Below are 24,865 nucleotides of genomic sequence, written 5' to 3' on the forward strand. Positions count from 1 at the left end.
TTAGACAGACTAAGGTGCAGTATGGCCATCACAATGACAGAATCAGCGGCAAGTCGCGTAAGAGCATTCCTAGATAACCGAGGCAAGGGTATCGGTTTACGTCTTGGAGTGAAGACGACTGGTTGTTCCGGCATGGCATACGTACTTGAGTTTGTTGATGAGCTCAATGAAGAAGACGAAGTATTTGAACTCTCTGGAGTGAAAATTATCATCGATCAAAAGAGCTTAGTGTACCTAGATGGTACTGAATTGGATTACGTGAAAGAAGGGTTGAATGAAGGTTTTGAATTCAACAACCCTAACGCGAAAAGTGAATGTGGTTGTGGTGAAAGCTTCAACGTCTAATTGATTGTCCTTCTGGGCAAACGAGTCCGGAAGGCTTTACTAGGACCCGAACTTAATGAATCACTTTGAATTATTTGGGCTACCAAGTCAGTTTAAGCTGGATGGTAGCCTTCTTTCTTCTCAGTTCCGAGAACTACAAAAACGCTTCCACCCGGATAACTTTGCAACGGGCTCAGAACGTGACCGTTTGATGGCGGTGCAAAAGGCGGCGCAAATCAACGATGCCTATCAAGTTCTGAAAAATCCTATTTCTCGCGCCGAGTATATCCTCGCAGAGCAAGGTGTTGAGATCCGAGGTGAACAGCAAACAATGCAAGATCCGATGTTCTTAATGGAGCAAATGGAACTGCGCGAAGAACTGGAAGAGATTGCTGACAGCTCCGATCCCGAATCGGCGCTTTTTGACTTCGATTCTAAGGTCAGCAAAATGTACAAACAGCATCTGGCAAGCGTCGAGCAAGAGCTTGATGATGGTCTATGGGCTGAAGCCGCAGACCGAGTTCGTAAGCTAAAATTCATTGCCAAACTAAAGAACGAAATTGAGCTAGTCGAAGACAAACTCCTCGGCTAGTAAGCGTGACAAGGACCTATCATGGCACTACTTCAAATCGCAGAACCGGGCCAAAGCTCGGCACCTCATGAGCATAAGTTAGCAGCGGGTATCGACTTAGGTACTACCAACTCTTTGGTTGCTTCTGTACGTAGCGGCGATGCAACTCCACTTGCGGACGAGCAGGGCCGTACTATTTTACCTTCAGTCGTTAATTACGCTGAGGAAACGTTAACGGTCGGCCACGAAGCCAAAGCCAAAGCAGAGTTTGAACCAGAGAACACGATTATCTCTGTAAAACGTTTGATCGGTCGTTCATTAAAGGACATTCAGTCCCGTTACTCTTCACTTCCTTATCGTTTTAAAGAGAGTGAAAACGGCCTGCCAATTCTGCAAACACCTCAAGGTGACAAAAACCCGATTGAAGTATCTGCGGACATCCTAAAAGTATTGGGTAAGCGAGCTGAAGATACGTTAGGTGGTGAGTTAGCAGGTGTCGTTATTACCGTTCCTGCTTACTTTGATGACGCGCAACGTGCAGGTACAAAAGATGCGGCGAAATTAGCTGGTCTTCATGTTCTCCGTCTACTTAATGAACCAACCGCTGCGGCAATTGCTTATGGCCTAGACTCTGGTCAAGAAGGTGTGATTGCGGTTTACGATCTAGGTGGCGGTACTTTTGATATCTCTATCCTACGTTTATCGAAAGGCGTATTTGAAGTATTAGCAACAGGTGGCGATTCTGCATTAGGCGGTGACGACTTCGACCATCTATTTGCCGATTATTTAATGGAGCAAGCGGGTCTAGAAGCTCCGCTTTCTGCAGAAAAGAACCGTACACTGTTGAACATTGCTACTGAAGCTAAGATTGCTTTCTCTGAGCAAGACAGTGTTGACGTTGACGTTTTTGGTTGGAAAGGCACCGTGACTCGCGAGCAGTTCGAAGATCTGATTCGTCCGCTAGTGAAGAAAACCCTGATGTCTTGCCGCCGTGCGCTGAAAGATGCGGATGTAGATGCGGAAGATGTACTTGAAGTAGTCATGGTCGGTGGCTCAACACGCACATTGCTTGTACGAGAAATGGTTGGCGAATTCTTTGGCCGTACACCACTGACAAGCATTAACCCAGATGAAGTCGTCGCAATCGGTGCGGGTATTCAAGCTGATATCCTAGCGGGTAACAAACCTGACTCTGAAATGTTGCTTCTTGATGTGATTCCACTGTCGCTCGGTATTGAAACCATGGGTGGTTTGGTCGAGAAGATCATCCCCCGCAACACTACGATTCCCGTTGCGCGTGCGCAAGAATTTACCACATTCAAAGATGGCCAAACGGCGATGAGTGTTCATGTGGTACAAGGTGAACGTGAAATGGTTGATGACTGTCGTTCACTTGCTCGCTTCTCGTTAAAAGGTATTCCTCCGATGGCAGCGGGTGCGGCACATATTCGCGTGACTTACCAAGTTGACGCAGATGGTCTTCTTTCTGTTACGGCAATGGAGAAGAGCACTGGTGTTCAATCAGAGATTCAAGTAAAACCTTCTTACGGCTTAAGTGACAATGAAGTGGCGGATATGTTGCGTGATTCAATGACGCACGCAAAAGAAGACATGCAAGCTCGTGCCTTAGCTGAGCAGCGTGTTGAAGCCGACCGAGTGATAGAAGGTTTGATTGCAGCGATGCAAGCTGATGGTGATGACTTACTATCAGAACAAGAGAAACAAAACTTGATTAAAGCCATCGAAGCCTTGATTGAGCTGCGTAATGGTGATGATGCAGATGCGATAGAGCAGGGCATTAAAGATACCGATAAAGCGAGCCAAGATTTCGCATCACGCCGTATGGATAAATCGATTCGAGCTGCGTTGTCAGGTCAATCAGTAGACGATATATAAGAGATAAGTAGTTATGCCTAAGATTATTGTATTACCACACGACGATTTGTGCCCAGAAGGTGCAGTGTTGGAAGCAAACTCTGGTGACACCGTTCTAGACGTAGCGCTAAAAAACGGTATCGGTATTGAACATGCGTGTGAGAAGTCATGTGCGTGTACTACCTGCCACGTAATCATCCGTGAAGGTTTTGATTCACTTGAAGAAAGTGAAGAACTAGAAGACGACATGCTAGATAAAGCGTGGGGTCTAGAGCCTGAGTCACGCCTAGGGTGTCAGGCGAGAATTGCTGATGAAGACTTGGTGGTAGAAATTCCTAAATACACACTAAACCACGCTTCAGAAGATCACTAAAACTATCTTCCCAATATAGGGAAGAAGCAAAAGGAAGATGAGCAATGAAATGGACAGATTCTCGCGATATCGCGATTGAACTTTGTGACAAGTTTCCAGATGTCGATCCAAAAACAGTGCGTTTTACCGATCTTCATCAATGGATCATGGAGTTAGATGAGTTTGACGATGAGCCAAACCGTTCTAATGAAAAGATTCTAGAAGCCGTTATCATGTGCTGGATGGACGAAGCGGACTAAGTCTGTAAAACACAGCCTAGTTAACAATTCTTACTAAAAAAAGCGGACCTTTAGGTCCGTTTTTTTATCCAATTGACATTTTTGCCCTACATAATGCTAACATCCGTGAGTTATTAAAAAGAAGCAGCGTAGGCAACGCTGCTATAAGACAAGGAGAAACCATGTCTACACAGATGTCTGTATTTTTAAGTCAAGAGTCGGCAGCACCACATTGGGGTGAAAAAGCACTGCTTTCATTCGCTGAAAACGGCGCAACTATTCACTTAGGTGAAGGTCATGATCTCGGCGCAATTCAACGTGCAGCTCGTCAGCTAGATGGCCAAGGAATTCGTTCTATTTTTCTTTCTGGTGATAACTGGGATCTAGAGAGCGTATGGGCTTTCCACCAAGGGTTCCGTAACCCTAAAAAACATGGCTCAGTTGAGTGGGCAGCATTGTCTGATGAAGATCAAGCAGAGCTTCAAGCTCGTATTACTTCGACTGATTTTACCCGCGATATTATCAACAAAACGGCAGAAGAAGTTGCTCCTCGTCAGCTAGCGACAATGGCTGCTGAATTCATCAAATCTGTTGCGCCGAAAGGCACTGTGACAGCACGTATCGTCAAAGACAAAGACTTGTTGGCAGAAGGTTGGGAAGGTATTTACGCAGTAGGCCGTGGTTCTGAGCGTACTTCTGCGATGCTTCAGTTAGACTACAACCCAACTGGTGACGAAAACGCACCTGTATTCGCATGTCTTGTGGGTAAAGGCATCACCTTTGATTCCGGTGGTTACAGCTTGAAGCCTTCTAACTTCATGAGTGCAATGAAAGCAGATATGGGTGGCTCGGGTACTATCACTGGTGGCCTAGGGTTAGCTATCTTACGCGGTTTGAACAAGCGCGTAAAACTGATCTTGTGTTGTGCTGAGAACATGGTTTCTGGCCGTGCCCTTAAGCTTGGCGACATCATCACTTACAAAAACGGCAAAACCGTTGAGATTATGAATACCGACGCGGAAGGTCGCTTGGTGCTTGCAGACGGTCTTATCTACGCTAGTGAGCAAAAGCCTGAGTTAATTATTGACTGCGCGACGCTAACAGGCGCAGCGAAGAATGCGTTAGGTAACGATTACCATGCGCTAATGAGCTTTGATGATGAGCTATCGCATCAAGCGCTTACGGCGGCAAACCAGGAAAAAGAAGGCTTGTGGCCGCTACCACTTGCTGATTTCCATCGAGAAATGCTGCCATCTAATTTTGCCGATTTATCGAATATCAGCTCTGGTGATTATTCTCCGGGTGCAAGTACTGCAGCTGCATTCTTGTCTTACTTCGTTGAGGACTACAAAAAAGGCTGGTTACATTTCGACTGTGCGGGTACGTATCGTAAAGCCGCTTCTGATAAATGGGCTGCGGGAGCAACGGGTATGGGTGTTCGTACACTTGCTCGTTTCCTCAATGAGCAAGCTGGAAAATAAGATTGATTGCAGCACTCTCTTGTTTGAGTGCTGCTCTTACCCAGTAAGTCACTTTAAAAGCACAACTATTATTACAAGTACAGAAAGGAAATTTTATGGCTCTAGAAAGAACATTTTCAATCATTAAGCCTGATGCTGTAGAGCGAAACCTAATTGGTGAAATCTACAATCGTATTGAAAAGGCTGGCCTCCGTATCATCGCTGCCAAAATGGTTCACCTGACAGAAGATCAGGCAAGCGGCTTTTATGCAGAGCATGAAGGTAAAGAGTTTTTCCCTCCTCTAAAAGAGTTCATGACATCTGGCCCTATTATGGTTCAGGTATTGGAAGGCGAAAATGCGATTGCACGTTACCGCGAGCTAATGGGTAAAACCAACCCAGAGGACGCGGCATGTGGCACTTTGCGTGCTGATTACGCACTCAGCATGCGTCACAATTCAGTTCATGGTTCAGATAGCCCTGAGTCTGCCGCTCGTGAAATTGAGTTTTTCTTCCCTGAATCAGAAGTTTTCTCTCGCTAACTCGTTCATGCATCACTTTTGCGTGATGATCTAGTTCGTAATAACCTCGGAATTGTCCGAGGTTTTTTATTCCGCGTTCTCCATTTCATCGGCGAGTTCATTCGTAATTATTCGCGAAGACGTTGGCTAATCTGAGCATCTTACAGGTGGGAAAGCTTAGTTAAGTGTGTTTGTTCTCACTGTTTTCTCTGTATCACTTCTACGCTTTTGCTGTCGGTTGTCTAATCATTATTCTCACCGCAAAGTCTGTTTAAAATTTAATCGTTTTTATTTTAATGCCTTAGCAAACTCAGGGTCTTACACCCCTTGTTGTAGCTGCATAAAGGCTGTACAATTCGCGCCCTTATTCTTGTTTCAGTCATTGAGAGGCAACATGACCACTGAAAAAATCAATCTACTCGACTTTGATCGCAAAGGCATGCGTCAGTTTTTCGCGGAAGAACTTGGCGAGAAAGCGTTTCGTGCCGATCAGGTTATGAAGTGGATCTACCATTTCGGTGTAGATGACTTCGAAAAAATGACAAACATCAACAAGAAGCTGCGCGAAAAGCTTTTACACAAGTGTGAAATTAAAGCACCAACTGTAGCAGAAGCTCAGCATTCTTCAGACGGCACGATCAAGTGGGCAATGAAGGTTGGTGATCAGGATGTAGAAACGGTTTACATTCCAGAAGATGATCGCGCAACGCTTTGTGTATCTTCTCAAGTAGGTTGTGCATTGGAATGTAAGTTCTGCTCAACAGCACAGCAGGGCTTTAACCGTAACTTGAAAGTTTCAGAGATCATCGGTCAGGTGTGGCGTGCTGCACGTGAAATTGGTCTTGAGAAAGAAACAGGCCGTCGCCCAATTACGAACGTCGTGATGATGGGTATGGGTGAGCCGCTTCTTAATATGAAGAACTTGATTCCAGCACTGGAGTTAATGTTGGATGACCTTGGCTTTGGTTTGTCGAAGCGTCGCGTAACCGTATCAACATCAGGTGTGGTTTCTGGTCTTGATCAGATGACGGGCAAAATCGACGTTGCGTTGGCGATCTCTCTTCATGCGCCAAACGATAAGCTGCGTAGTGAAATCATGCCAATTAACGATCGTTGGGATATTCAAGATTTCCTAGCATCCGTTCGTCGTTACATTGCTTCATCGAATGCAAACCGTGGCAAGGTAACAGTCGAGTACGTGTTGCTTGATCATGTGAACGATGACATGGACCATGCACGCGAGCTGGCTGAATTGATGAAAGACACACCATGTAAGATTAACTTGATTCCGTTTAACCCGTACCCAGGTTCACCTTACAAGAAACCAAGTAACTCACGTATTGATCGCTTCCAAAAAACATTGATGCAATACGAGCACACAGTTACGGTTCGTAAAACACGTGGTGATGACATTGATGCCGCATGTGGTCAGTTGGTCGGTGATGTAATTGACCGAACTAAACGTACGGCAATGCTGAAAGCGTCACGCGGTGCCGATACCATTGAAGTGAAAGCTGTATAAACGACCGGAATTCAAAAATAGCCAGAGCCATTCGCTCTGGCTATTTTGTTTATTGTTTAGGACATTTTCGCCAAGATTTGGGACTATCACTCTTCAACCTAAGGTTATTTGGGTATAATTTCGAATTCCTTTGTCAAAGTTTGGACAAAAGCTTGAGCTATCTGTTAGTTTGAGTGTAAAGAGTTTTTGTCTTCGTTGCGCATTCGCTTATCATGATATGTAACACTAACGATGACACCGATAATTCTCAGCACTTTCTCACATACGTTTTGCTGATTTTTGCAAAACGGGTATTCGCACTCAGATCGCTGAGAGTTTCTTAAAATTATTATTTTTGGTTAACGCGTTTAGGCTAGCTATCTTTTAAAGAGGCTTAAGAACAATAACGAAAATACATGACCACGTTAGCCACTAAAACAGATTAAATACCGCCATTATGACAGAACACGAAAATACGAATGAAGTGCCACTCTCTATTGAAGCTGGCACATTACTGAAAAACAAACGTGAATCCTTGGGAATGAGCCAAAAGCAAGTTGCCGATCGCCTGAGGCTTCGCATTTCTGTGATTGAAGATATTGAAAATAACCGATTTGAATCTCAACAAGTCGCGACATTTACGCGTGGTTACTTACGCTCTTACGCTAAATTCGTAGGTCTTGATGAGAAGGTGGTTTTGACGGCGTTAGAGCAGACTGCCGATGCTCAGCCTCAAGAGCAAGAAATTGAAATGCAAAGCTTCTCTCGTAAAACAAAAGACGAGAAGCACAATAGCCGTATTATGCTCCTTACTTGGGTTATCGGGCTGGTCATTATTGGCATTTCAGCGGCATGGTGGTGGCAAAACCAACAAGAGAATAGCCTAACTAAGGAAGTAACGGATTCAAGTGTTGAAGCGCCGCAGCCCACTGCTCAAGAATTAGCTGATATCGATTTGATGACGGCTGAAGAGTTAATCGCAAGCACTCCTGAAGAAGTTGCTTCAACTAATGAAGGCGTTGCTGAATCGACTGAAGCATCCGTTGAGCAAGGGGCGGATCCTTTGCTGACTGAAACTGAAAATACAACAAGCGTAGATTCTGAAGAACCTGTTGCCGTGATTGAAGCGGCGGAAGAGGAACAGCCTGCGCCAGTAGTACCTGAAGGCATGACACTTCTTACTATGAAGTTTAAAGCGGACTGTTGGATTCAAGTAAAAGACACCAATGGTAAAACGCTGGTAAGTGGTACTCATAAGCCAGGACAAGATGTAGAACTTACCGGAAAAGCGCCATTTAAAGTGATATTGGGCGCACCGGAAGGGGTTACAATGACATTTGCAAGTGAACCTGTCGACCTTTCTGGGTATACTTCAGGCAAAGTAGCTAGATTCACTCTACCGTTATAAAAAATTATGCAACACGAATCTCCAATTATTCGTCGTAAATCGACGCGTATTTATGTGGGTGATGTGCCAATTGGTGATGGTGCGCCAATTGCAGTACAGTCAATGACTAACACTCGCACGACTGACGTAGAAGCGACAGTCGCTCAAATCCGAGCACTAGAAAAAGTCGGCGCAGATATCGTTCGAGTTTCTGTACCTACGATGGACGCAGCAGAAGCTTTCAAACTGATTAAACAGCAAGTTTCTGTCCCATTAGTTGCTGATATTCATTTCGACTATCGTATCGCGCTGAAAGTTGCGGAGTACGGAGTTGACTGTTTACGTATCAACCCAGGTAACATCGGCAATGAAGAGCGCATTCGCGCTGTTGTTGATTGCGCTCGCGATAAAAACATCCCGATCCGTATTGGTGTCAATGGTGGATCTTTGGAAAAAGATCTACAGATGAAATACGGTGAGCCTACGCCAGAAGCCTTGGTTGAGTCGGCGATGCGTCACGTAGATCATCTCGATCGTCTTAACTTTGACCAATTTAAAGTTAGCGTGAAAGCTTCAGACGTTTTTCTTGCGGTGGATTCATATCGTCTGCTGGCGAAGAAAATCGATCAGCCTCTTCATTTAGGTATCACAGAGGCGGGTGGTGCTCGAGCTGGCGCTGTTAAGTCATCTGTTGGCTTAGGTATGCTGTTATCTGAAGGGATAGGCGATACGCTGCGTATCTCTTTGGCTGCCGATCCAGTTGAAGAAATCAAAGTCGGTTTCGACATCCTTAAATCTCTGCGTATTCGCTCTCGAGGCATCAACTTTATTGCGTGTCCAAGCTGCTCACGCCAAGAATTCGATGTGATTGGTACGGTGAATGCACTGGAGCAACGTTTAGAAGACATCATCACGCCAATGGATGTGTCTATCATCGGTTGTGTGGTAAACGGCCCTGGTGAAGCAGAAGTTTCTCACTTAGGTCTAGCAGGTAGTAACAAGAAGAGCGCATTCTACGAAGATGGTAAACGCCAGAAAGAGCGCTTTGATAACGATGACCTTGTGAATAAGCTAGAAGCTAAGATCCGTGCGAAAGCAGCTATGATGAATGGCGAAAACCGCATCGAAGTTAAAGTACAAGATTAATCTCAACGAGAATTACGGTAAGTATTGTGGCAAAAACAATTCAAGCAATTCGAGGCATGAACGATTGCCTCCCAACTCAGTCGCCACTGTGGCAAAAATTAGAAAACACAGTGAAAAATGTAGTTAGCGCATACGGTTATAACGAAGTGCGCATGCCAATCGTTGAAGAAACAAACCTATTCAGCCGCGCTGTTGGTGAAGAAACAGACGTCGTTTCAAAAGAAATGTACACTTTTGATGACCGTAACGGCGACAGCCTAACACTTCGCCCAGAAGGTACGGCGGGTTGTGTACGTTCATGTATCCAAAACAGCCTGATCAACCGTGATGAACAGCGTCTGTGGTACATGGGGCCTATGTTCCGCCATGAACGTCCGCAGAAAGGTCGTTACCGTCAATTCCACCAGTGTGGTGTTGAGGTGTTTGGTCTAAATGGTCCAGATGTTGATGCAGAGCTTATCATGATGACGGCGCGTTTATGGCGTGAGCTAGGTATCAATGAACATGTCCGTCTTGAGCTGAACTCTATCGGTTCTCAAGAAGACCGCGCAGACTACCGTACTGCACTGGTTGCATTCCTTGAGCAACATATTGATGTGCTAGATGAAGATTGTAAGCGTCGCATGCACACGAACCCACTGCGTGTTCTGGATACGAAGAACCCAGACGTTCAAGCTATTTTAGGTGATGCGCCTCGCCTTTCAGATTACTTGGGTGAAGAATCTAAAGCACACTTCGCAGGTCTATGTGAACTTTTAGACGCCGCAGGTATCAAATACACAGTTAACGAACGTCTAGTTCGTGGTCTGGATTACTACAATCGCACGGTATTTGAGTGGATCACTGAGAGCCTAGGTGCTCAAGGCACTGTATGTGGCGGTGGTCGTTACGATGGCCTTGTAGAGCAATTAGGTGGTAAACCAACACCAGCGGTTGGCTTTGCAATGGGCCTAGAGCGTCTAGTACTGATGCTAGAAACGTTGGAACTGACAGACGTTCGTCGCAGTGTTGACGTGTACGTAGTCACTGCGGGTGAAGGCACCATGATGGCAGGAATGAAGCTAGCAGAACAGCTTCGCGAGTCTGTTCCAGGCGTTCGTGTGATGAATCACTTCGGTGGCGGTAACTTCAAGAAACAGTTTAAACGCGCAGACAAAGTTGGTGCTGTTGTAGCATTGGTTCTGGGCGAAAACGAAGTTGCGGATAATACCGTAGTACTGAAAGACTTAGCTGGTGGTGAGCAAGAGACTTACAACCAAGCAGAAGTTGCAGAAAAGATCGCAGCACTGATTTAAGTCTTTTAGTAATCTAACAAAATTACATCCTAGTTCGTAAGCTAAGGCTCCCAAATGTGGAGCCTTTAAACGAAATAGGAACAATGGCAGCTAAGCTGCCATTTACATGTTTTAAGAGGACAGGAAGTGGAACTTTACGATACTGAAGAACAACAAGTTGAAGCCATTAAAGACTGGTGGAAGGAAAACGGCAAAGCCGTCATCATCGGTGCGGTTGTTGGTTTAGGTGGTCTATTTGGCTGGCGTTACTACCAGGATTCTGTGATTCAGGCGAGTGAAGCAGCTTCTCAAAGCTACACGACAGCAATGAATGCTTTGCAAGACAAAGGCACTGATGCTCAAGCTGACGTGAAAGCTTTCATTGAGTCAAATGAAGTAAAAGAATATTCAGTATTGGCTGCACTACAACTTGCTAAAGCACAAGTTGAAGCTCAAGACCTTTCTGCTGCATTGGAGCAACTGAAGTGGGCGCAAAGCAACACTCAAGATGCTGCGTTGTTACCATTGATTAGTTACCGCATTGCGCGTATTGAGACGGAAATGGGTAACTTCGACGCTGCAACGGCAGAGCTAAGTAACGTCACTGATACAGCATGGACAGGTCGTATTGCTGAACTTCGTGGCGATATTGCGATTCGCCAAGGTGACAAAGATGCTGCGTACGCTGCGTATACTGAAGCTCAGCAAGCGGCAGATGCAAGCCCGACACTACAAATGAAATTGGACGATCTGGCGAAATAAGGACCGCATTGGATGAAAAGAGTCTTTAAGAAAGCCTTGCTAGGGGCGTTAACAATGGGAGTACTTGCCGGTTGTGCAGGTGAGAAAGACACCATTGTAATGGCGCCACTACCTCAGGTAGACAGTCAGTTTACAACCAGTAGTGAGTGGAGCACATCGGTTGGCGATGGTGTTGGTCATTACTTTTCAAAACTATCCCCTGTATTTGCGAATGATACATTGTTCGTGGCAAGTCGTGATGGCTTAGTAAAAGCGCTGGATCCTGAGAATGGTAAACAACGTTGGCAAACGGACCTAGAAGAAGATGTCATTGCTCGTCTCTCTGGTGGTATCACAGCGGCATACGGAAACCTTTACATTGGCTCTGAGAATGGTGAAGTCATCTCTCTTGACCAAGAAACAGGTGAAATTGTTTGGCGTGTAAAAGTTGGTGGTGAGGTACTGGCGAAGCCAGTTGCAGATTCAGGCCTTATTATCATCAATACTAGCCGAGGCATGCTGATTGCCCTTAATGAGAGTACAGGTGAGCAACGCTGGGCATTGAGCACAGAAGTGCCGAACTTAACTTTACGTGGCGACAGTACTCCGACTGCAATTGGCGGCGGTGTATTTTGGGGAACGGCAAATGGCCGACTCGCAGCTGCTATCGTTGAGCGTGGTCAGTTGATTTGGCAACAGCCTGTTGGTACGCCAAAAGGCGCGACAGAAATTGATCGTTTGGTTGACGTTGATTCATCGCCAATTGTGCTAGGCGGTACTCTTTTCACCATTGGATACAATGGTCAACTTATCGCCATTGACTTGCGTTCAGCGAACCCGATTTGGAAGCGTAATTACTCATCTGCGACAGACATTTCTACAGATGGTAGTCGCATCTTTGTGATAACGGAAAAAGATCATGTTGTTGCCGTTGATTCACGAAGCGGAACTGAGTTGTGGGAAAACAGCTTGCTTGAGCACCGACAACTTACAGCGCCAGTTATTGTTGGCAATTATCTCGTTGTCGGTGACACGCTTGGTTACCTTCACTGGATGGATCGTTCAACGGGCGAATTTGTTGCGCAGCAGTTTGTCGATGATAGTGGCTTGGCAGTTGGCCCGACGTTATTGTCGGATGGTTATGTGATTACAACTCGCAACGGCGATGTAAAGAAACTAACCATTAACGAATAATATCGTGATATAATTCACATTCGGCTCCTGGCTGGTGACAGCTAGGAGCCGTTTTGTTGTTTGAATTTATTAACCCTGACGTGGTTATAGGTAAAAAGCTGGTTTGATTTGGCATCGAGCAAGTCGTTACCTATAACTACAGAAGAAAGATTATTGTAGAGGTTGTTATGGTACCTGTTGTAGCTCTAGTAGGGCGTCCGAACGTAGGTAAATCTACACTATTTAACCGATTGACTCGCACTCGTGACGCGTTGGTTGCGGACTTTCCAGGCCTAACGCGAGACCGTAAATATGGCCAGGCGAGACTTGGTGAAGAGCACGAATTCATTGTGATTGATACTGGTGGTATCGATGGCACAGAAGAAGGCGTGGAAACAAAGATGGCAGAACAGTCATTAGCCGCGATTGATGAGGCTGATGTTGTATTGTTCCTTGTTGACGGTCGTGCTGGTCTGACACCTTCAGATGAAGCAATTGCTGCGCATCTGCGTAAAATTGAAAAGCCAGCGATGCTGGTAGTAAACAAAATCGATGGTATTGATGCCGATGCGGCGTGTGCTGACTTTTGGCAGCTCGGCGTGGATGATATGTACCAGATTGCGGCCGCTCATGGCCGTGGTGTGACCGCTTTGCTTGAGCGTGCTTTATCTCCATTCTTTGATGATCTACTAACAAGTGAGTCTGAAGACGGTGAGATTGAAGACCTGACTGGATTCGAAGACGAAGAGCCTCTTGTTGAAGATTACACTGAAGAAGACGCAGAAGCAGAGTTCAAACGCCTTCAAGAGCAGCCGATTAAGTTGGCGATCATCGGTCGTCCTAACGTAGGTAAATCGACACTGACTAACCGTATTCTGGGTGAAGAACGTGTGGTTGTATACGATATGCCTGGTACAACGCGCGATTCTATCTACATCCCGATGGAGCGTGATGGACGCGAGTACGTACTAATTGATACCGCAGGTGTTCGTCGTCGTGGTCGTATCAATGAAACGGTTGAAAAGTTCTCTGTTGTTAAGACGCTGAAAGCGGTAGAAGATGCAAACGTCGTTCTACTGGTGATTGATGCTCGTGAAAATATTTCAGACCAAGACCTAAGCTTGCTTGGTTTTGCACTGAATGCTGGCCGCTCAATTGTCATCGCCGTTAACAAGTGGGATGGTCTAGACAGTGACGTGAAAGAAAGCGTGAAGAAAGAACTGGACCGCCGTCTAGGATTCGTCGACTTCGCGCGTATCCACTTTATCTCTGCGCTGCACGGTACTGGCGTTGGTCACTTGTTTGAATCTATCCAAGAAGCATATAACTCGGCGACAACGCGTGTGGGTACGTCAGTACTGACGCGTATCATGAAGATGGCTGTGGATGATCACCAACCGCCAATGGTTCGTGGTCGTCGTATCAAACTCAAATACGCACACGCAGGTGGTTACAACCCACCGATCGTTGTTATCCACGGTAACATGGTTCGTGAATTGCCAGATTCGTATAAACGTTATCTGATGAACTACTTCCGTAAGTCTCTGGAAATTATGGGAACACCGATTCGCATTAACTTCCACAACAGTGATAACCCATACGAGAACCGTACGAATAAGCTTACGCTATCACAAGAGCGTAAACGTAAGCGTATGATGTCGATGGTGAAAAACCGCAATAAATAATGAAATTCGAATACCCAAGTTTCTACTTGGGTATTTTTTTATCAAAAGTAATCGTAAAAATGACTATCACAGCAACAAAGACTCGTTTTTGTCATCAAACATGGCAATTAGAAGCACAAATACAGCTCGTTCAATATACGGAAGAAGTGACTTACGTTATTACAGATGTCACGCCGTTCCATCCCGTTAGTCACATATGGCCGGATCACCCTGCAGACAAAGGAACGTTGAAGGTGAATGGGGCTGAGCATGACGTAGTAGATTGCCAAGTTGGGGCAGTGGAGCAGGAAAGTGGTGCTCTGTATGTGGGTAGTGACATCCCTGTAAAGCGTGATGCTGAAGGTTGGGTGTTTGTCGTCGTGCATGTTTTATCACGTACGGAATCACTTGTTACTGATGATTTGGTGACATTGGCGGTAGATAAGGATTACCAACGCGCTTTGAGTCGAGGCCACACTGCAGGACACTTAGCGTATTTGGCGTTGAATAAAGTACTAGCGGAAGACTATTGGCGAAAAGACGCAGACCGCAAAGACCCACATGGTTATTATGACTTTAATAGCTATGCACAAGTTACGAGTTATGTTACTCCAGACAAGTGCCTCGATACGTACCGTTTAGGCAAAACACTCCGTAAAAGAGGATTAAACAGTGCAGATATGCTGAATGACCTCCAGGCGATTGCAAAAAAAGTGAATAGCCAACTTGTGGAATGGCTTCGACGAGATGCGATGATCACCATGGAATGCCACGGTGACAGATTAACGGATTCTCGCTATTGGAAGTGCGATTTAGGGGAAGGTCAATTAGCGGTAATCCCTTGTGGTGGAACGCATGCGAGCCATTTAAATGAGTTTGCTTTTATCCAAGTTAAACTCGTTGAGCTCGACGCTCAAACTATCGAAATGCACACCAATGTAAACACTGCTTTCTGAATAAGATCTTTTTATTAAATTCTAATTTTACGTTTAATTAAATTGCTATAAGGTTTTTTATTCTGCCTTAAATTGGAATGCAGAATATGTAACTTATGCTTTCGGTGTGTGGTTATATAAATATTCTTTTAAGGGGTGATCGCTGATCAAGGAGTAAATATCAGACGATCAGTATAAGATCCTACGTATCAAGTATGGTTAACGCCTCGTGAAACTTGTTGGGGCGGTGATGAAGATCAACATACTTGTTCGTTATTTTGAGTAGCATGCGTTACTCGAAATTGCTTAGTTTAGAGAGAGGAACGGGATATGCAGCAGAACATTTGCCCGACTTGCAATGTCGAACTGGAATGGACAGGACAATACCATTGTGCACAGTGTGAATCGGATTTTAAAAAAGTAGGTTTTTGCCCTGATTGTGAGGCGGAGCTGGAGAAGCTGCAAGCATGCGGTGCTGCGAGTTACTTTTGCAATGTGTGTAATGAACTCAAGTCAAAATCACGTGTCCGATTTGAGTTCCAGAAAATCAGTTAACCAGAGTTTGTATTCAGTTAACGGTAGAGCGAACGTCGCCTTCGGCTAATCGAGTAATCAATACATCTCCCGATTTTACATCTGAAGATTGCGTAATTACTTTTCCTTGCTCAGTTTGAGTAATTGAGTAACCTCGTTTCAATGTCGCTAGTGGGCTGACGGTGTCTAACTTCTCTGCAGCAATCGCGAGTTGATGGCGCATAGTCAGTAACTTGCGATCCATTGCATCCATGAGCTTTTGCTCAACACGTTCTAGCTTCGACTTCTGCTCGGCAAGGCGTGTTACAGGAGAATTTAATTGCAGCCGATAATGTTGACGCTCGATTCGCTGTTGACGCAAGGCAATAAAACGACTCATCGCTCGCTGTAAGCGCATGTCCAACTCATCTAACTGTTGCGTCTGACGTTGCAAGCGATAGCTTGGGTGCTGTCTCTCTAGACGGTGCACTAATTGAGCAGATTGCTGCTTTTGTTGTGCTAGGTAGTAACGCATCGCGCTCGCTAACTTATGCTGGCGGGTAACTAAAGCTTGATCTTTGTGGCTGTTATCACGGCTTACTAGCTCAGCGGCTGCTGATGGAGTAGGCGCGCGTACGTCGGCGACAAAATCAGCTATTGTCACGTCAACTTCATGTCCAACGGCGCTAATAATAGGAATTTGGCTTGCTGCAATCGTGCGAGCTAATATCTCGTTGTTAAAGCACCATAAGTCTTCTAATGAACCACCACCTCGGCCCACAATTAGCACATCACATTCATCACGGCTGTTAGCGCGACCAATGGCTTGTGCAATTTGAATGGCTGCGTCCTCACCTTGTACCACTGTCGGATAAATCACAACAGGTAGGGAAGGATCACGACGTTTCAATACGTCTAAGATATCGTAAAGCGCGGCACCAGTTTTCGATGTGATGACGCCAACACGTTTAGGGTGCTCAGGCAAAGATTGCTTATTGATTTGCGCGAACAACCCTTCTGCTGCAAGCTTCATTTTCAGCTCTTCAAACTCTTGTTGAAGACGGCCATCACCTTCCGGTTGCATGCTTTCGATGATCAATTGGTAGTCACCGCGAGGCTCATAAAGAGAAAGACGAGCTTTTACTAGGACTTGATTACCGTTAGCGGGCTTGAAAGTAACGCGGCGATTGTTACCACGAAACATGGCACATTTAACTTGAGCGCGAGAGTCTTTAAGAGTGAGGTACCAGTGACCAGAGACAGGAGCTGAAAAGTTGGATATCTCTCCGACGAGCCAAACGATCCCCATTTCGTTTTCAAGGAGTAAGCGAACTTCTGCGTTGAGACGAGAAACAGTAAAGATGTTTTGATTGGTCTTGGAGAGCACAGCTAATCTCTTAGACGTGAGTATGGAAATTAGCGGCAATATAATACATAGCAAGGGGGTAATTGCAAGAAAAAAATTAAAAAATTTGTGGTCAAGCGATTGCGTTAACCGTATAATCCCTCCGCAATATCTAATCCAAATGTAGCCAACAACCTAAAACTGGTTACCCTCATTATGCGAAACGATGAGATTGGATTGTTCTTTTTACTCCTCTAATTGTGAGATATTGCAAATGCTAAGAATTGCCAAAGAAGCGCTGACATTCGATGACGTACTACTTGTGCCAGCACACTCCACCGTTCTCCCAAACACAGCTGATCTTCGCACTCAGCTAACTAAGAACATCACCCTAAACATCCCAATGATTTCAGCGTCTATGGACACTGTTACTGAAGCTCGTCTAGCAATTGCGCTAGCGCAAGAGGGTGGCATTGGCTTTATCCACAAGAACATGTCTATTGAGCAGCAGGCAGCCGAAGTTCGTAAAGTTAAGAAGTTCGAAGCTGGTATGGTAACTGACGCGGTTACTGTAAACCCTGACGCGACCATCGCTGATGTTGTTGCACTCACTGAAAAGCATGGTTTTGCAGGTTTCCCTGTTGTCACTGAGAGCAATGAGCTTGTTGGTATTATCACTGGTCGTGACGTTCGTTTTGTGACGGACCTTTCTAAGAAAGTATCTTCAGTAATGACGCCAAAAGAGAAGTTGGCAGCAGTTAAAGAAGGTGCAACACGAGAAGAAGTGCAAGAGAAAATGCACGAAGCTCGTGTAGAGAAAGTATTGGTTGTGAATGATGAGTTCCAACTAACCGGTATGATTACTGCGAAAGACTTCCACAAAGCAGAACGTAAACCAAACGCATGTAAAGATGAGCGTGGTCGCCTACGTGTTGGCGCAGCAGTTGGTGCTGGTGCGGGTAACGAAGAGCGTGTTGCTGCTCTAGTTGAAGCAGGCGTTGACATTCTACTTATCGACTCTTCACACGGACATTCTGAAGGTGTACTAAACCGCATCCGCGAAACTCGCGCTGCTTACCCAGATCTAGACATCATCGGTGGTAACGTAGCAACAGGTGCTGGTGCTAAAGCACTAATCGAAGCTGGCGTAAGCGCAGTGAAAGTTGGTATCGGCCCTGGTTCTATCTGTACAACTCGTATTGTAACGGGTGTGGGAGTTCCACAAATCACTGCAATCGCAGATGCGGCAGAAGTGGCTAATGATTATGGTATTCCGGTTATTGCTGACGGTGGTATCCGTTTCTCAGGTGATATCTGTAAAGCAATCGTAGCTGGCGCATCATGTGTGATGGTTGGTTCTATGTTTGCTGGTACTGAAGAAGCGCCGGGTGAAGTGATTCTATACAATGGCCGTTCTTACAAGTCTTACCGCGGCATGGGTTCTCTTGGTGCTATGTCTCAAGGTTCTTCTGACCGTTACTTCCAGTCTGACAACGCAGCGGACAAGCTAGTACCAGAAGGTATCGAAGGTCGTATCGCATACAAAGGCCGTCTAAAAGAGATCGTACACCAACAAATGGGTGGTCTACGTTCAAGCATGGGTCTAACTGGTTCTGCAACTATCGAAGATATGCGTACGAAAGCTGAATTTGTACGTATCTCTGGTGCTGGTATGCAAGAGTCTCATGTACACGATGTTCAAATTACTAAGGAAGCACCGAACTACCGTCTAGGGAACTAATTACCCAACGGAAACGTTTGCTTTTTCCTTGAAGCATTAAGAAGAGGCGAGTACACTCGCCTCGGTTTTAATCACTTAGCCTTAAAAAGACTGCTCAAAATGACTAAAAATATCCATGACCAACGTATTCTGATCTTGGACTTCGGTTCTCAGTACACTCAATTAGTAGCACGCCGCGTACGTGAAATCGGCGTTTACTGTGAACTATGGAGCTGGGATGTAGAAGAAGCGGATATTCGCGAATTCAACCCAGATGGCATTATCCTATCTGGCGGTCCAGAAAGCGTAACGGAAGAGAACTCTCCACGCGCGCCTCAATATGTGTTTGATTCTGGTGTTCCTTTGCTTGGCGTATGTTACGGCATGCAAACCATGGCGGAACAGCTAGGAGGCAAAGTAGCGGGCTCTAACGAACGTGAGTTTGGCTACGCTCAGGTTAAAGTTTCTGGTGAATGTGCTCTATTTAAAGACCTTGAAGCAACTCAAGACGTTTGGATGAGCCATGGCGACAAAGTAGTAGAGATCCCAGCCGATTTCGTAAAAGTTGGTGAGACAGACACTTGTCCTTACGCTGCGATGGCGAACGAAGAGAAGAAATACTACGGTGTTCAGTTCCACCCAGAAGTGACACACACAAAAGGTGGCCTACAAATGCTTGAGAACTTTGTTCTTGGCGTATGTGGCTGTGAGCGTCTATGGACTTCGGAATCTATCATCGAAGACGCGGTTGCTCGCATTAAAGAGCAAGTGGGTGACGACGAAGTTATCCTAGGTCTATCTGGTGGTGTTGATTCATCGGTAGTCGCGATGCTGGTTCACCGTGCAATCGGCGACAAGCTAACGTGTGTATTTGTTGATAACGGTTTACTTCGTCTAAACGAAGGTCAACAAGTAATGGATATGTTCGGCGACCAATTTGGTTTGAACATCATCAAAGTTGACGCTGAAGAACGCTTCCTAAAAGCACTTGAAGGCAAGTCTGACCCAGAAGAGAAGCGTAAGACTATCGGTCACGTATTCGTAGATGTATTCGATGAAGAGTCTAAGAAGCTGAAAAACGCGAAATGGCTAGCTCAAGGTACGATTTACCCTGATGTAATCGAGTCAGCTGCATCTAAGACTGGTAAAGCGCACGTGATCAAATCGCACCACAACGTAGGCGGTCTTCCAGATGACATGGAAATGGGTCTTGTTGAGCCACTACGTGAGCTGTTCAAAGATGAAGTACGTAAGATTGGTCTAGAGCTAGGCCTGCCTTATAACATGCTTTACCGCCACCCATTCCCAGGTCCAGGTCTAGGTGTTCGTGTTCTTGGTGAAATCAAGAAAGAATACTGTGACTTGCTACGCCGTGCTGATGCTATCTTTATTGAAGAACTGCACGCAGCTGATCTATACAACAAAGTATCTCAAGCGTTCACGGTATTCCTACCAGTACGTTCTGTTGGTGTAATGGGCGATGGCCGTAAGTACGATTGGGTTGTGTCTCTACGTGCGGTAGAAACTATCGACTTCATGACTGCTCATTGGGCACACCTACCATACGACTTCCTAGGTAAGGTATCTAACCGTATTATCAACGAAGTTGATGGCATTTCTCGTGTTGTTTACGACATTTCAGGTAAGCCACCAGCGACTATCGAGTGGGAATAATTTTCCTCTAGACTGTTGAGTTTATAAGAACCAGCCTTCGGGCTGGTTTTTTTGTACTTCAAGTTTGTGAAGAGGTGGCTCAACTTTTTTGTGAGATATATACATGCGGTTAAATTAAATATATATTCATTTTAATTGTTTGATTATCATAAATGGTATTGCTATGGAACAGGCTGACGTTACCTCTCTCATTCCCATCCTTATTACTCTTTTCCTCGCGCTGACCACAAGAAATGTCGTTGTTGGTTTATTCGCGGGTGTGGTGAGTGGTGTCGCTATGCTCGAAGGGACATTTGTCGAAAAAGGGCCACTAGACTCGTTTAGTGCATTGATGAAAAGCTATCTACTGCCGCAATTAACTGACAGCTACAATGCGGGCGTCATTTTGCTCTTGGTCTTTATTGGTGGCTTTGTTGCCTTGATGGAGAAATCTGGCGGTGGTGTGGCGTTTGCTAAAAAGGTTACTCAATGGGTTGCGAGTAAATGCCAAGCTCAACTGTCCGCATGGTTCGGTGGTGTGGTTATTTTCTTCTCAGACCTTGGTACACCACTGATTGTTGGCCCTGTTTTTCGCCCTTTATTTGATAAGTTAAAAGTATCACGCCAAAAATTAGCTTTTATTATCGACTCTACTTCCTCTCCCGTCGCAATCTTGATCCCTTTTATCGGATGGGGCGTTTACATCATGGGATTGATTCAAAAAGAGTTTACTGCCCTGAATGTCAGTATGAGTGATTGGGATGCTTTCATTGGTGCGATCCCGTATCAGTTTTACGCCTTTCTTGCGATCGCGATTGTGCCGATTGTCTCTTTCTTCAAATTAGATTTCGGACCGATGGCGAAGGCTGAACAACTAGCAGAGCAGGGCTCCGACTTTGGGAAAGTACAGGAGTCTATGAATGTGTTTACGCATAAAAATGCAAAATCTAGTTTTGTATGGGCACCTTTGCTCGTTATGCTGGTGGTTCTATGTACCATCCTCGTGCCACACGGTTTTCCATTTCAAAAAGTGGCAGGATCAACGTTTAGGGCTGCACTTTCTTCGGCATATTTCTTCGCGGCCTTCACTTTAATTGCGCTGATGGCGTTTTATGGCGTAAGAAAGCTTTCGGATGGTATTCAGGTTTATCTGAAAGGGATGTCAAACATGATGTCAGTGGCGGTGATTCTGGTATTGGCTTGGGCGCTTAGCTCGGTTGGGAAAGAATTAGGTGCAGCTGCATACATTGCTGAACAAGCTCAAGCCGGTTTCCCTTACTGGTTATTGCCAGCGGTTGCGTTTTGCTTGCTGGTGTTATCTCATTCGCTACGGGATCATCTTGGGGGACGTTCGCCATCATGATGCCATTAGTAATCCCAACTGCCGTTGCGATTGATGCACCACTGTTGGTTTGTATTGGTGCGGTATTATCTGGTGGCTTGTTTGGCGATCACTGTTCTCCCATCTCTGAAACTACGATTTTGTCGTCGACAGGAGCGGGGTGTGAACAGTATGAGCACTTCCGTACACAATTACCTTACGCATTACTCAATGGAATGATCGCATTGGGGTGTTTTCTTTTAGCTGGAATCAACGCCTCACCAGTGATTGTGCTTGCCGCAATTATTTCTCAGTGTGTGGTTTATTTTGTGCTGTCTAAACAAAAGTCAACCGCGAAGCTAGAGGTGGTTTCGGCAGAACAATAAAGAGAGAAACATCACAAAGCGGAGGCTCACAGGGTCTCCGCTTTTCTTTTGAGTCAAGGTAACATTTTTCTTGTGACAAAATGTGTGTGAGGACCTATTTATTCATTTTGTCTCGCAGAATCAACGTACTTGGCTCGGTGTTTCGTATATATGATCCACTATATGTCTAGTTATTCCTCGTATATTGTATTGTTGAAATCCGGAGACTAGACATGTTTGCACTCAAACATCTTCCTCTTGCATTGAGTTGTGTCTTAGCAGCACAAGTGAATGCGAGTATGAATATTCAGCCCGATCCGCAAAATCCGAATGGTTATGTTATTGCTCGTGGTGACGTTCAAGCCGTAGAGCAAAGCAAAACTTCTGACCCTATGTATGCCATTTGGTCACAAGCATTAGAGACGCGCCCGAACTCAGTGGTGGAGGCGATTGTTCCAGGAGCGGCAACCAATCCAGAAAACGTGAAGCGTGTAGAGCGTGTGTTCCCTGAAAGTGAGTGGGACTTCCTGACTCAAATGGCGGCACCTGAATACACTTACACGCGTTTCCTACGTGCAATTGGTAAGTTCCCTGCATTCTGTGGTGAGTACACGGATGGTCGAGATTCGGATGCGATTTGTAAAAAATCGATCGTGACAGCCTTTGCTCACTTTGCGCAGGAAACTGGTGGTCATATTTCGATTGATAACGTATCGGATAACCCTCTTGGATTGGAAGAGTGGCAGCAAGCTTTGGTTCATGTGCGTGAAATGGGCTGGTCAGAAGGTCAAGAAGGTTACACGACCGGTTGTGGTCAGAATAACTGGCAAAATAAGCGTTGGCCATGTGAACCAGGACAAGGTTACTTTGGACGTGGTGCTAAACAGCTTTCTTACCATTTTAACTATGGCGCGTTCTCTGAAGTGATGTTTGATGGCGATGCATCTGTATTGCTAAAAAATCCAGGCTTGGTTGCGGATTCATGGCTGAACTTGGCATCGGCTATCTGGTTCTTCCTAACTCCACAAGCACCGAAACCTGCAATGCTACATGTGATTGACCGTACTTGGGTGCCTTCACAGCGTGAGCTTGATGCTGGCATTGGTTACGGCTTTGGTACCACCATCAACGTGATCAATGGTGGTATTGAGTGTGGTGAGCAAAACAAAGATAAAGGTCAACCTGTTAACCGTATTCGCTATTGGGAAGGACTTGCCGCTCATTATCAAATTCCAATTGAAGCCGATGAGACCAATACCTGTTGGCAGCAGACGCCTTACGGCAGCTTAAATCTAAATGGTGCGACAGACGTGCTTTACACCAACTGGGATGGTAACTGGAAATACTACTCAGATCGTCCTGGAGGCCACTCTTTTGAATGTGAACTTGTTGGTTTCCAAACGGCTTACTCTGCGCTAGTTGCAGGTGATTATGAGAAATGTGTAACTAACTTCTACCAATCTCATGCGGGTTGGCCAGAAGTTCGTGTAGTTGACAAGTTAGACCCAGTGGATCCGGTCGATCCGCCTGTAGGTGGTGTGGCAGCTTGGGATTCTGGCAAAGTATATAACACGGGTGATCAAGTCTCTTACCAAGGTGCTGTTTACGAAGCGAAATGGTGGTCACAAGGTAATGAGCCAACGAAAGGAGACCCGTGGAAGCTGGTTTCAGGCACTCCTACGGAGCCGCCTACAACGGAACCTGAACCACCGGTGACTGAGCCAGAGCCGCCCGTCACAGAACCTGAGCCGCCAGTAACCGAGCCAGAACCACCAGTGACAGGCAATTTTATTCAGTGGGAGCCGGGTGTAACGCAAGTCGCTAACGGCGATAAAGTGACGTACCAAAACAAATGTTTTGTTGCGAAAAATGGCCCAGGAGTGTGGGAAAGCCCAACGCAAAGCAACTGGTTCTGGGACGAGATTTCTTGTCAGTGATCGAGTAAAAAACAACCTAACTATCTATAAAGACTCTGCTTTTTTGCAGGGTCTTTTTTTATATATGTAGTGGTTTATTTGTGGAATCTAAGTTTTCAATAACAGCTTTTCTCTTTTGTTCTGCAGCCCATTAAAATTCGCGCGCATTTTTTATCAACATTTTTGAAAAAAGGTATTTGTACATGTCGACAAAACTGGCTAACCCAGCACCGCTAGGTCTAATGGGTTTCGGTATGACCACTATTCTGCTCAATATTCATAATGCAGGATTTTTCCCAATTGACTCTATGATCCTAGCGATGGGCATCTTTTACGGTGGCCTTAGCCAAGTAATCGTTGGCATCATGTGCTTTAAACGCGGTGATACATTCGGCACAACTGCGTTTACTTCTTACGGTCTATTTTGGCTAACATTGGTTGGTCTAATCGTAATGCCTCACATGGGTCTTCCTGCAAGCCCTGCAAGCTTTATGGGTTGGTACCTAGCGCTTTGGGGCATCTTCACTGGTTTCATGTTCATTGGTTCTCTATGTTACCCAACAGCGAAGCAAGTGGTATTTGGCTCTCTAACTATCCTGTTCTTCTTGCTTGCTGCTCGTGATTTCACTGGTAGCGAAGTGATCGGTGCTATCGCTGGCTTCGAGGGTATCTTCTGTGGCGCAAGTGCAATTTACTTCGCAATGGCACAAGTACTGAACAACGAATTTGGTCGTGAAGTGTTACCTGTAGGTAAAGCAAAAATCGCTCGTAAAGTTGAAGCGGTTATCGCCTAAGCTGCTACTCATAATGAAGAAAGGGGGATTAACCATTGGTTAATCCCCCTTTTTTATGTCCTCAATCGGACCACT

The 24,865-nt window shown here is 45.5% G+C and carries 21 protein-coding genes and 1 pseudogene; 21 read left to right on the plus strand and 1 reads right to left on the minus strand.

Features of this window, described 5'->3' with window-relative positions; genetic code table 11:
* Positions 1 to 21: 21 nt before the first annotated feature.
* The 16 genes from iscA to R7070_RS17750 all read left to right on the plus strand — a co-directional run bounded on the left by iscA (position 22) and on the right by R7070_RS17750 (position 15,718).
* Positions 22 to 345, plus strand: a complete 324-nt coding sequence (gene iscA, locus R7070_RS17675; RefSeq protein WP_005381717.1) for an iron-sulfur cluster assembly protein IscA — start codon at positions 22 to 24, stop codon at positions 343 to 345.
* Positions 346 to 400: 55 nt separating this feature from the next.
* Positions 401 to 916 (plus strand): co-chaperone HscB, encoded by a 516-nt coding sequence (gene hscB, locus R7070_RS17680; RefSeq protein ID WP_017820566.1) that lies wholly within the window; start codon positions 401 to 403, stop codon positions 914 to 916.
* 21 nt (positions 917 to 937) lie between these two features.
* Positions 938 to 2,791, plus strand: coding sequence for a Fe-S protein assembly chaperone HscA (gene hscA, locus R7070_RS17685; protein WP_053302969.1), 1,854 nt, complete (start codon positions 938 to 940; stop codon positions 2,789 to 2,791).
* 13 nt (positions 2,792 to 2,804) lie between these two features.
* Positions 2,805 to 3,143, plus strand: a complete 339-nt coding sequence (fdx, locus tag R7070_RS17690; protein ID WP_005381713.1) for an ISC system 2Fe-2S type ferredoxin — start codon at positions 2,805 to 2,807, stop codon at positions 3,141 to 3,143.
* A 44-nt stretch (positions 3,144 to 3,187) separates the two neighbouring features.
* Complete coding sequence (gene iscX, locus R7070_RS17695; RefSeq protein ID WP_005381711.1) at positions 3,188 to 3,382, plus strand: Fe-S cluster assembly protein IscX; 195 nt, start codon at positions 3,188 to 3,190, stop codon at positions 3,380 to 3,382.
* A gap of 161 nt (positions 3,383 to 3,543) precedes the next feature.
* A complete protein-coding gene (pepB, locus tag R7070_RS17700) occupies positions 3,544 to 4,842 on the plus strand; it encodes an aminopeptidase PepB (protein ID WP_206954192.1) in 1,299 nt (432 codons plus the stop codon).
* 95 nt (positions 4,843 to 4,937) lie between these two features.
* Entirely contained in the window at positions 4,938 to 5,363 is a 426-nt protein-coding gene (ndk, locus tag R7070_RS17705; RefSeq protein WP_005381702.1) for a nucleoside-diphosphate kinase, read from the plus strand.
* 373 nt (positions 5,364 to 5,736) lie between these two features.
* The gene (locus R7070_RS17710) at positions 5,737 to 6,864 is read left to right on the plus strand and encodes a bifunctional tRNA (adenosine(37)-C2)-methyltransferase TrmG/ribosomal RNA large subunit methyltransferase RlmN (RefSeq protein WP_017633913.1); all 1,128 of its coding nucleotides are present in this window, start codon (positions 5,737 to 5,739) and stop codon (positions 6,862 to 6,864) included.
* A 436-nt stretch (positions 6,865 to 7,300) separates the two neighbouring features.
* Positions 7,301 to 8,251, plus strand: a complete 951-nt coding sequence (gene rodZ, locus R7070_RS17715; protein WP_005381700.1) for a cytoskeleton protein RodZ — start codon at positions 7,301 to 7,303, stop codon at positions 8,249 to 8,251.
* 6 nt (positions 8,252 to 8,257) lie between these two features.
* On the plus strand, positions 8,258 to 9,376 hold the full coding sequence (gene ispG, locus R7070_RS17720; RefSeq protein WP_005381699.1) for a flavodoxin-dependent (E)-4-hydroxy-3-methylbut-2-enyl-diphosphate synthase: 1,119 nt from the start codon (positions 8,258 to 8,260) through the stop codon (positions 9,374 to 9,376).
* Positions 9,377 to 9,402: 26 nt separating this feature from the next.
* A complete protein-coding gene (gene hisS / locus R7070_RS17725; RefSeq protein ID WP_256900451.1) occupies positions 9,403 to 10,671 on the plus strand; it encodes a histidine--tRNA ligase in 1,269 nt (422 codons plus the stop codon).
* A gap of 126 nt (positions 10,672 to 10,797) precedes the next feature.
* Positions 10,798 to 11,412, plus strand: coding sequence for a YfgM family protein (locus R7070_RS17730; protein ID WP_005381697.1), 615 nt, complete (start codon positions 10,798 to 10,800; stop codon positions 11,410 to 11,412).
* 12 nt (positions 11,413 to 11,424) lie between these two features.
* Positions 11,425 to 12,585 (plus strand): outer membrane protein assembly factor BamB, encoded by a 1,161-nt coding sequence (gene bamB, locus R7070_RS17735; RefSeq protein WP_005381696.1) that lies wholly within the window; start codon positions 11,425 to 11,427, stop codon positions 12,583 to 12,585.
* 167 nt (positions 12,586 to 12,752) lie between these two features.
* Complete coding sequence (gene der / locus R7070_RS17740) at positions 12,753 to 14,249, plus strand: ribosome biogenesis GTPase Der (RefSeq protein WP_005381694.1); 1,497 nt, start codon at positions 12,753 to 12,755, stop codon at positions 14,247 to 14,249.
* A 59-nt stretch (positions 14,250 to 14,308) separates the two neighbouring features.
* Entirely contained in the window at positions 14,309 to 15,184 is an 876-nt protein-coding gene (locus R7070_RS17745) for a metal-dependent hydrolase (RefSeq protein WP_047102174.1), read from the plus strand.
* Between the two features lie 309 nt (positions 15,185 to 15,493).
* Complete coding sequence (locus R7070_RS17750; RefSeq protein WP_012842112.1) at positions 15,494 to 15,718, plus strand: zinc ribbon domain-containing protein; 225 nt, start codon at positions 15,494 to 15,496, stop codon at positions 15,716 to 15,718.
* A gap of 13 nt (positions 15,719 to 15,731) precedes the next feature.
* Here the strand turns inward: R7070_RS17750 and xseA are convergent, their stop codons facing one another.
* Positions 15,732 to 17,063, minus strand: a complete 1,332-nt coding sequence (xseA, locus tag R7070_RS17755; RefSeq protein WP_017633909.1) for an exodeoxyribonuclease VII large subunit — start codon at positions 17,061 to 17,063, stop codon at positions 15,732 to 15,734.
* A 232-nt stretch (positions 17,064 to 17,295) separates the two neighbouring features.
* On the opposite strand from xseA, the gene guaB reads away from it, so the two are divergent.
* From guaB to R7070_RS17780, 5 genes and pseudogenes are all read left to right on the plus strand, one after another.
* Positions 17,296 to 18,762: an IMP dehydrogenase gene (guaB, locus tag R7070_RS17760; RefSeq protein ID WP_017633908.1), complete on the plus strand. Its 1,467-nt coding sequence runs from the start codon at positions 17,296 to 17,298 to the stop codon at positions 18,760 to 18,762.
* A gap of 99 nt (positions 18,763 to 18,861) precedes the next feature.
* Positions 18,862 to 20,415, plus strand: a complete 1,554-nt coding sequence (gene guaA, locus R7070_RS17765) for a glutamine-hydrolyzing GMP synthase (protein WP_005381685.1) — start codon at positions 18,862 to 18,864, stop codon at positions 20,413 to 20,415.
* A gap of 163 nt (positions 20,416 to 20,578) precedes the next feature.
* Positions 20,579 to 22,101, plus strand: a pseudogene (locus tag R7070_RS17770) (Na+/H+ antiporter NhaC family protein).
* A gap of 212 nt (positions 22,102 to 22,313) precedes the next feature.
* Positions 22,314 to 24,017 (plus strand): chitinase, encoded by a 1,704-nt coding sequence (locus R7070_RS17775; RefSeq protein ID WP_258647244.1) that lies wholly within the window; start codon positions 22,314 to 22,316, stop codon positions 24,015 to 24,017.
* Between the two features lie 182 nt (positions 24,018 to 24,199).
* The gene (locus tag R7070_RS17780; RefSeq protein ID WP_005381682.1) at positions 24,200 to 24,790 is read left to right on the plus strand and encodes an acetate uptake transporter; all 591 of its coding nucleotides are present in this window, start codon (positions 24,200 to 24,202) and stop codon (positions 24,788 to 24,790) included.
* Positions 24,791 to 24,865 lie beyond the last annotated feature (75 nt).

Source organism: Vibrio sp. 1557 (genome assembly GCF_033340175.1).
GTDB lineage: Bacteria > Pseudomonadota > Gammaproteobacteria > Enterobacterales > Vibrionaceae > Vibrio > Vibrio alginolyticus.

What these genes read in the sequence shown, in the direction of transcription:
- iscX (WP_005381711.1), top strand. Translation starts at nt 3,188, where the DNA reads ATGAAATGGACAGATTCTCGCGATATCGCGATTGAACTTTGTGACAAG.
- hscB (WP_017820566.1), top strand. Translation starts at nt 401, where the DNA reads ATGAATCACTTTGAATTATTTGGGCTACCAAGTCAGTTTAAGCTGGAT.
- R7070_RS17745 (WP_047102174.1), top strand. Translation starts at nt 14,309, where the DNA reads ATGACTATCACAGCAACAAAGACTCGTTTTTGTCATCAAACATGGCAA.
- hscA (WP_053302969.1), top strand. Translation starts at nt 938, where the DNA reads ATGGCACTACTTCAAATCGCAGAACCGGGCCAAAGCTCGGCACCTCAT.
- bamB (WP_005381696.1), top strand. Translation starts at nt 11,425, where the DNA reads ATGAAAAGAGTCTTTAAGAAAGCCTTGCTAGGGGCGTTAACAATGGGA.
- R7070_RS17750 (WP_012842112.1), top strand. Translation starts at nt 15,494, where the DNA reads ATGCAGCAGAACATTTGCCCGACTTGCAATGTCGAACTGGAATGGACA.
- guaA (WP_005381685.1), top strand. Translation starts at nt 18,862, where the DNA reads ATGACTAAAAATATCCATGACCAACGTATTCTGATCTTGGACTTCGGT.
- ndk (WP_005381702.1), top strand. Translation starts at nt 4,938, where the DNA reads ATGGCTCTAGAAAGAACATTTTCAATCATTAAGCCTGATGCTGTAGAG.
- R7070_RS17710 (WP_017633913.1), top strand. Translation starts at nt 5,737, where the DNA reads ATGACCACTGAAAAAATCAATCTACTCGACTTTGATCGCAAAGGCATG.
- der (WP_005381694.1), top strand. Translation starts at nt 12,753, where the DNA reads ATGGTACCTGTTGTAGCTCTAGTAGGGCGTCCGAACGTAGGTAAATCT.
- pepB (WP_206954192.1), top strand. Translation starts at nt 3,544, where the DNA reads ATGTCTACACAGATGTCTGTATTTTTAAGTCAAGAGTCGGCAGCACCA.
- guaB (WP_017633908.1), top strand. Translation starts at nt 17,296, where the DNA reads ATGCTAAGAATTGCCAAAGAAGCGCTGACATTCGATGACGTACTACTT.
- rodZ (WP_005381700.1), top strand. Translation starts at nt 7,301, where the DNA reads ATGACAGAACACGAAAATACGAATGAAGTGCCACTCTCTATTGAAGCT.
- ispG (WP_005381699.1), top strand. Translation starts at nt 8,258, where the DNA reads ATGCAACACGAATCTCCAATTATTCGTCGTAAATCGACGCGTATTTAT.
- fdx (WP_005381713.1), top strand. Translation starts at nt 2,805, where the DNA reads ATGCCTAAGATTATTGTATTACCACACGACGATTTGTGCCCAGAAGGT.
- iscA (WP_005381717.1), top strand. Translation starts at nt 22, where the DNA reads ATGGCCATCACAATGACAGAATCAGCGGCAAGTCGCGTAAGAGCATTC.
- R7070_RS17775 (WP_258647244.1), top strand. Translation starts at nt 22,314, where the DNA reads ATGTTTGCACTCAAACATCTTCCTCTTGCATTGAGTTGTGTCTTAGCA.
- R7070_RS17780 (WP_005381682.1), top strand. Translation starts at nt 24,200, where the DNA reads ATGTCGACAAAACTGGCTAACCCAGCACCGCTAGGTCTAATGGGTTTC.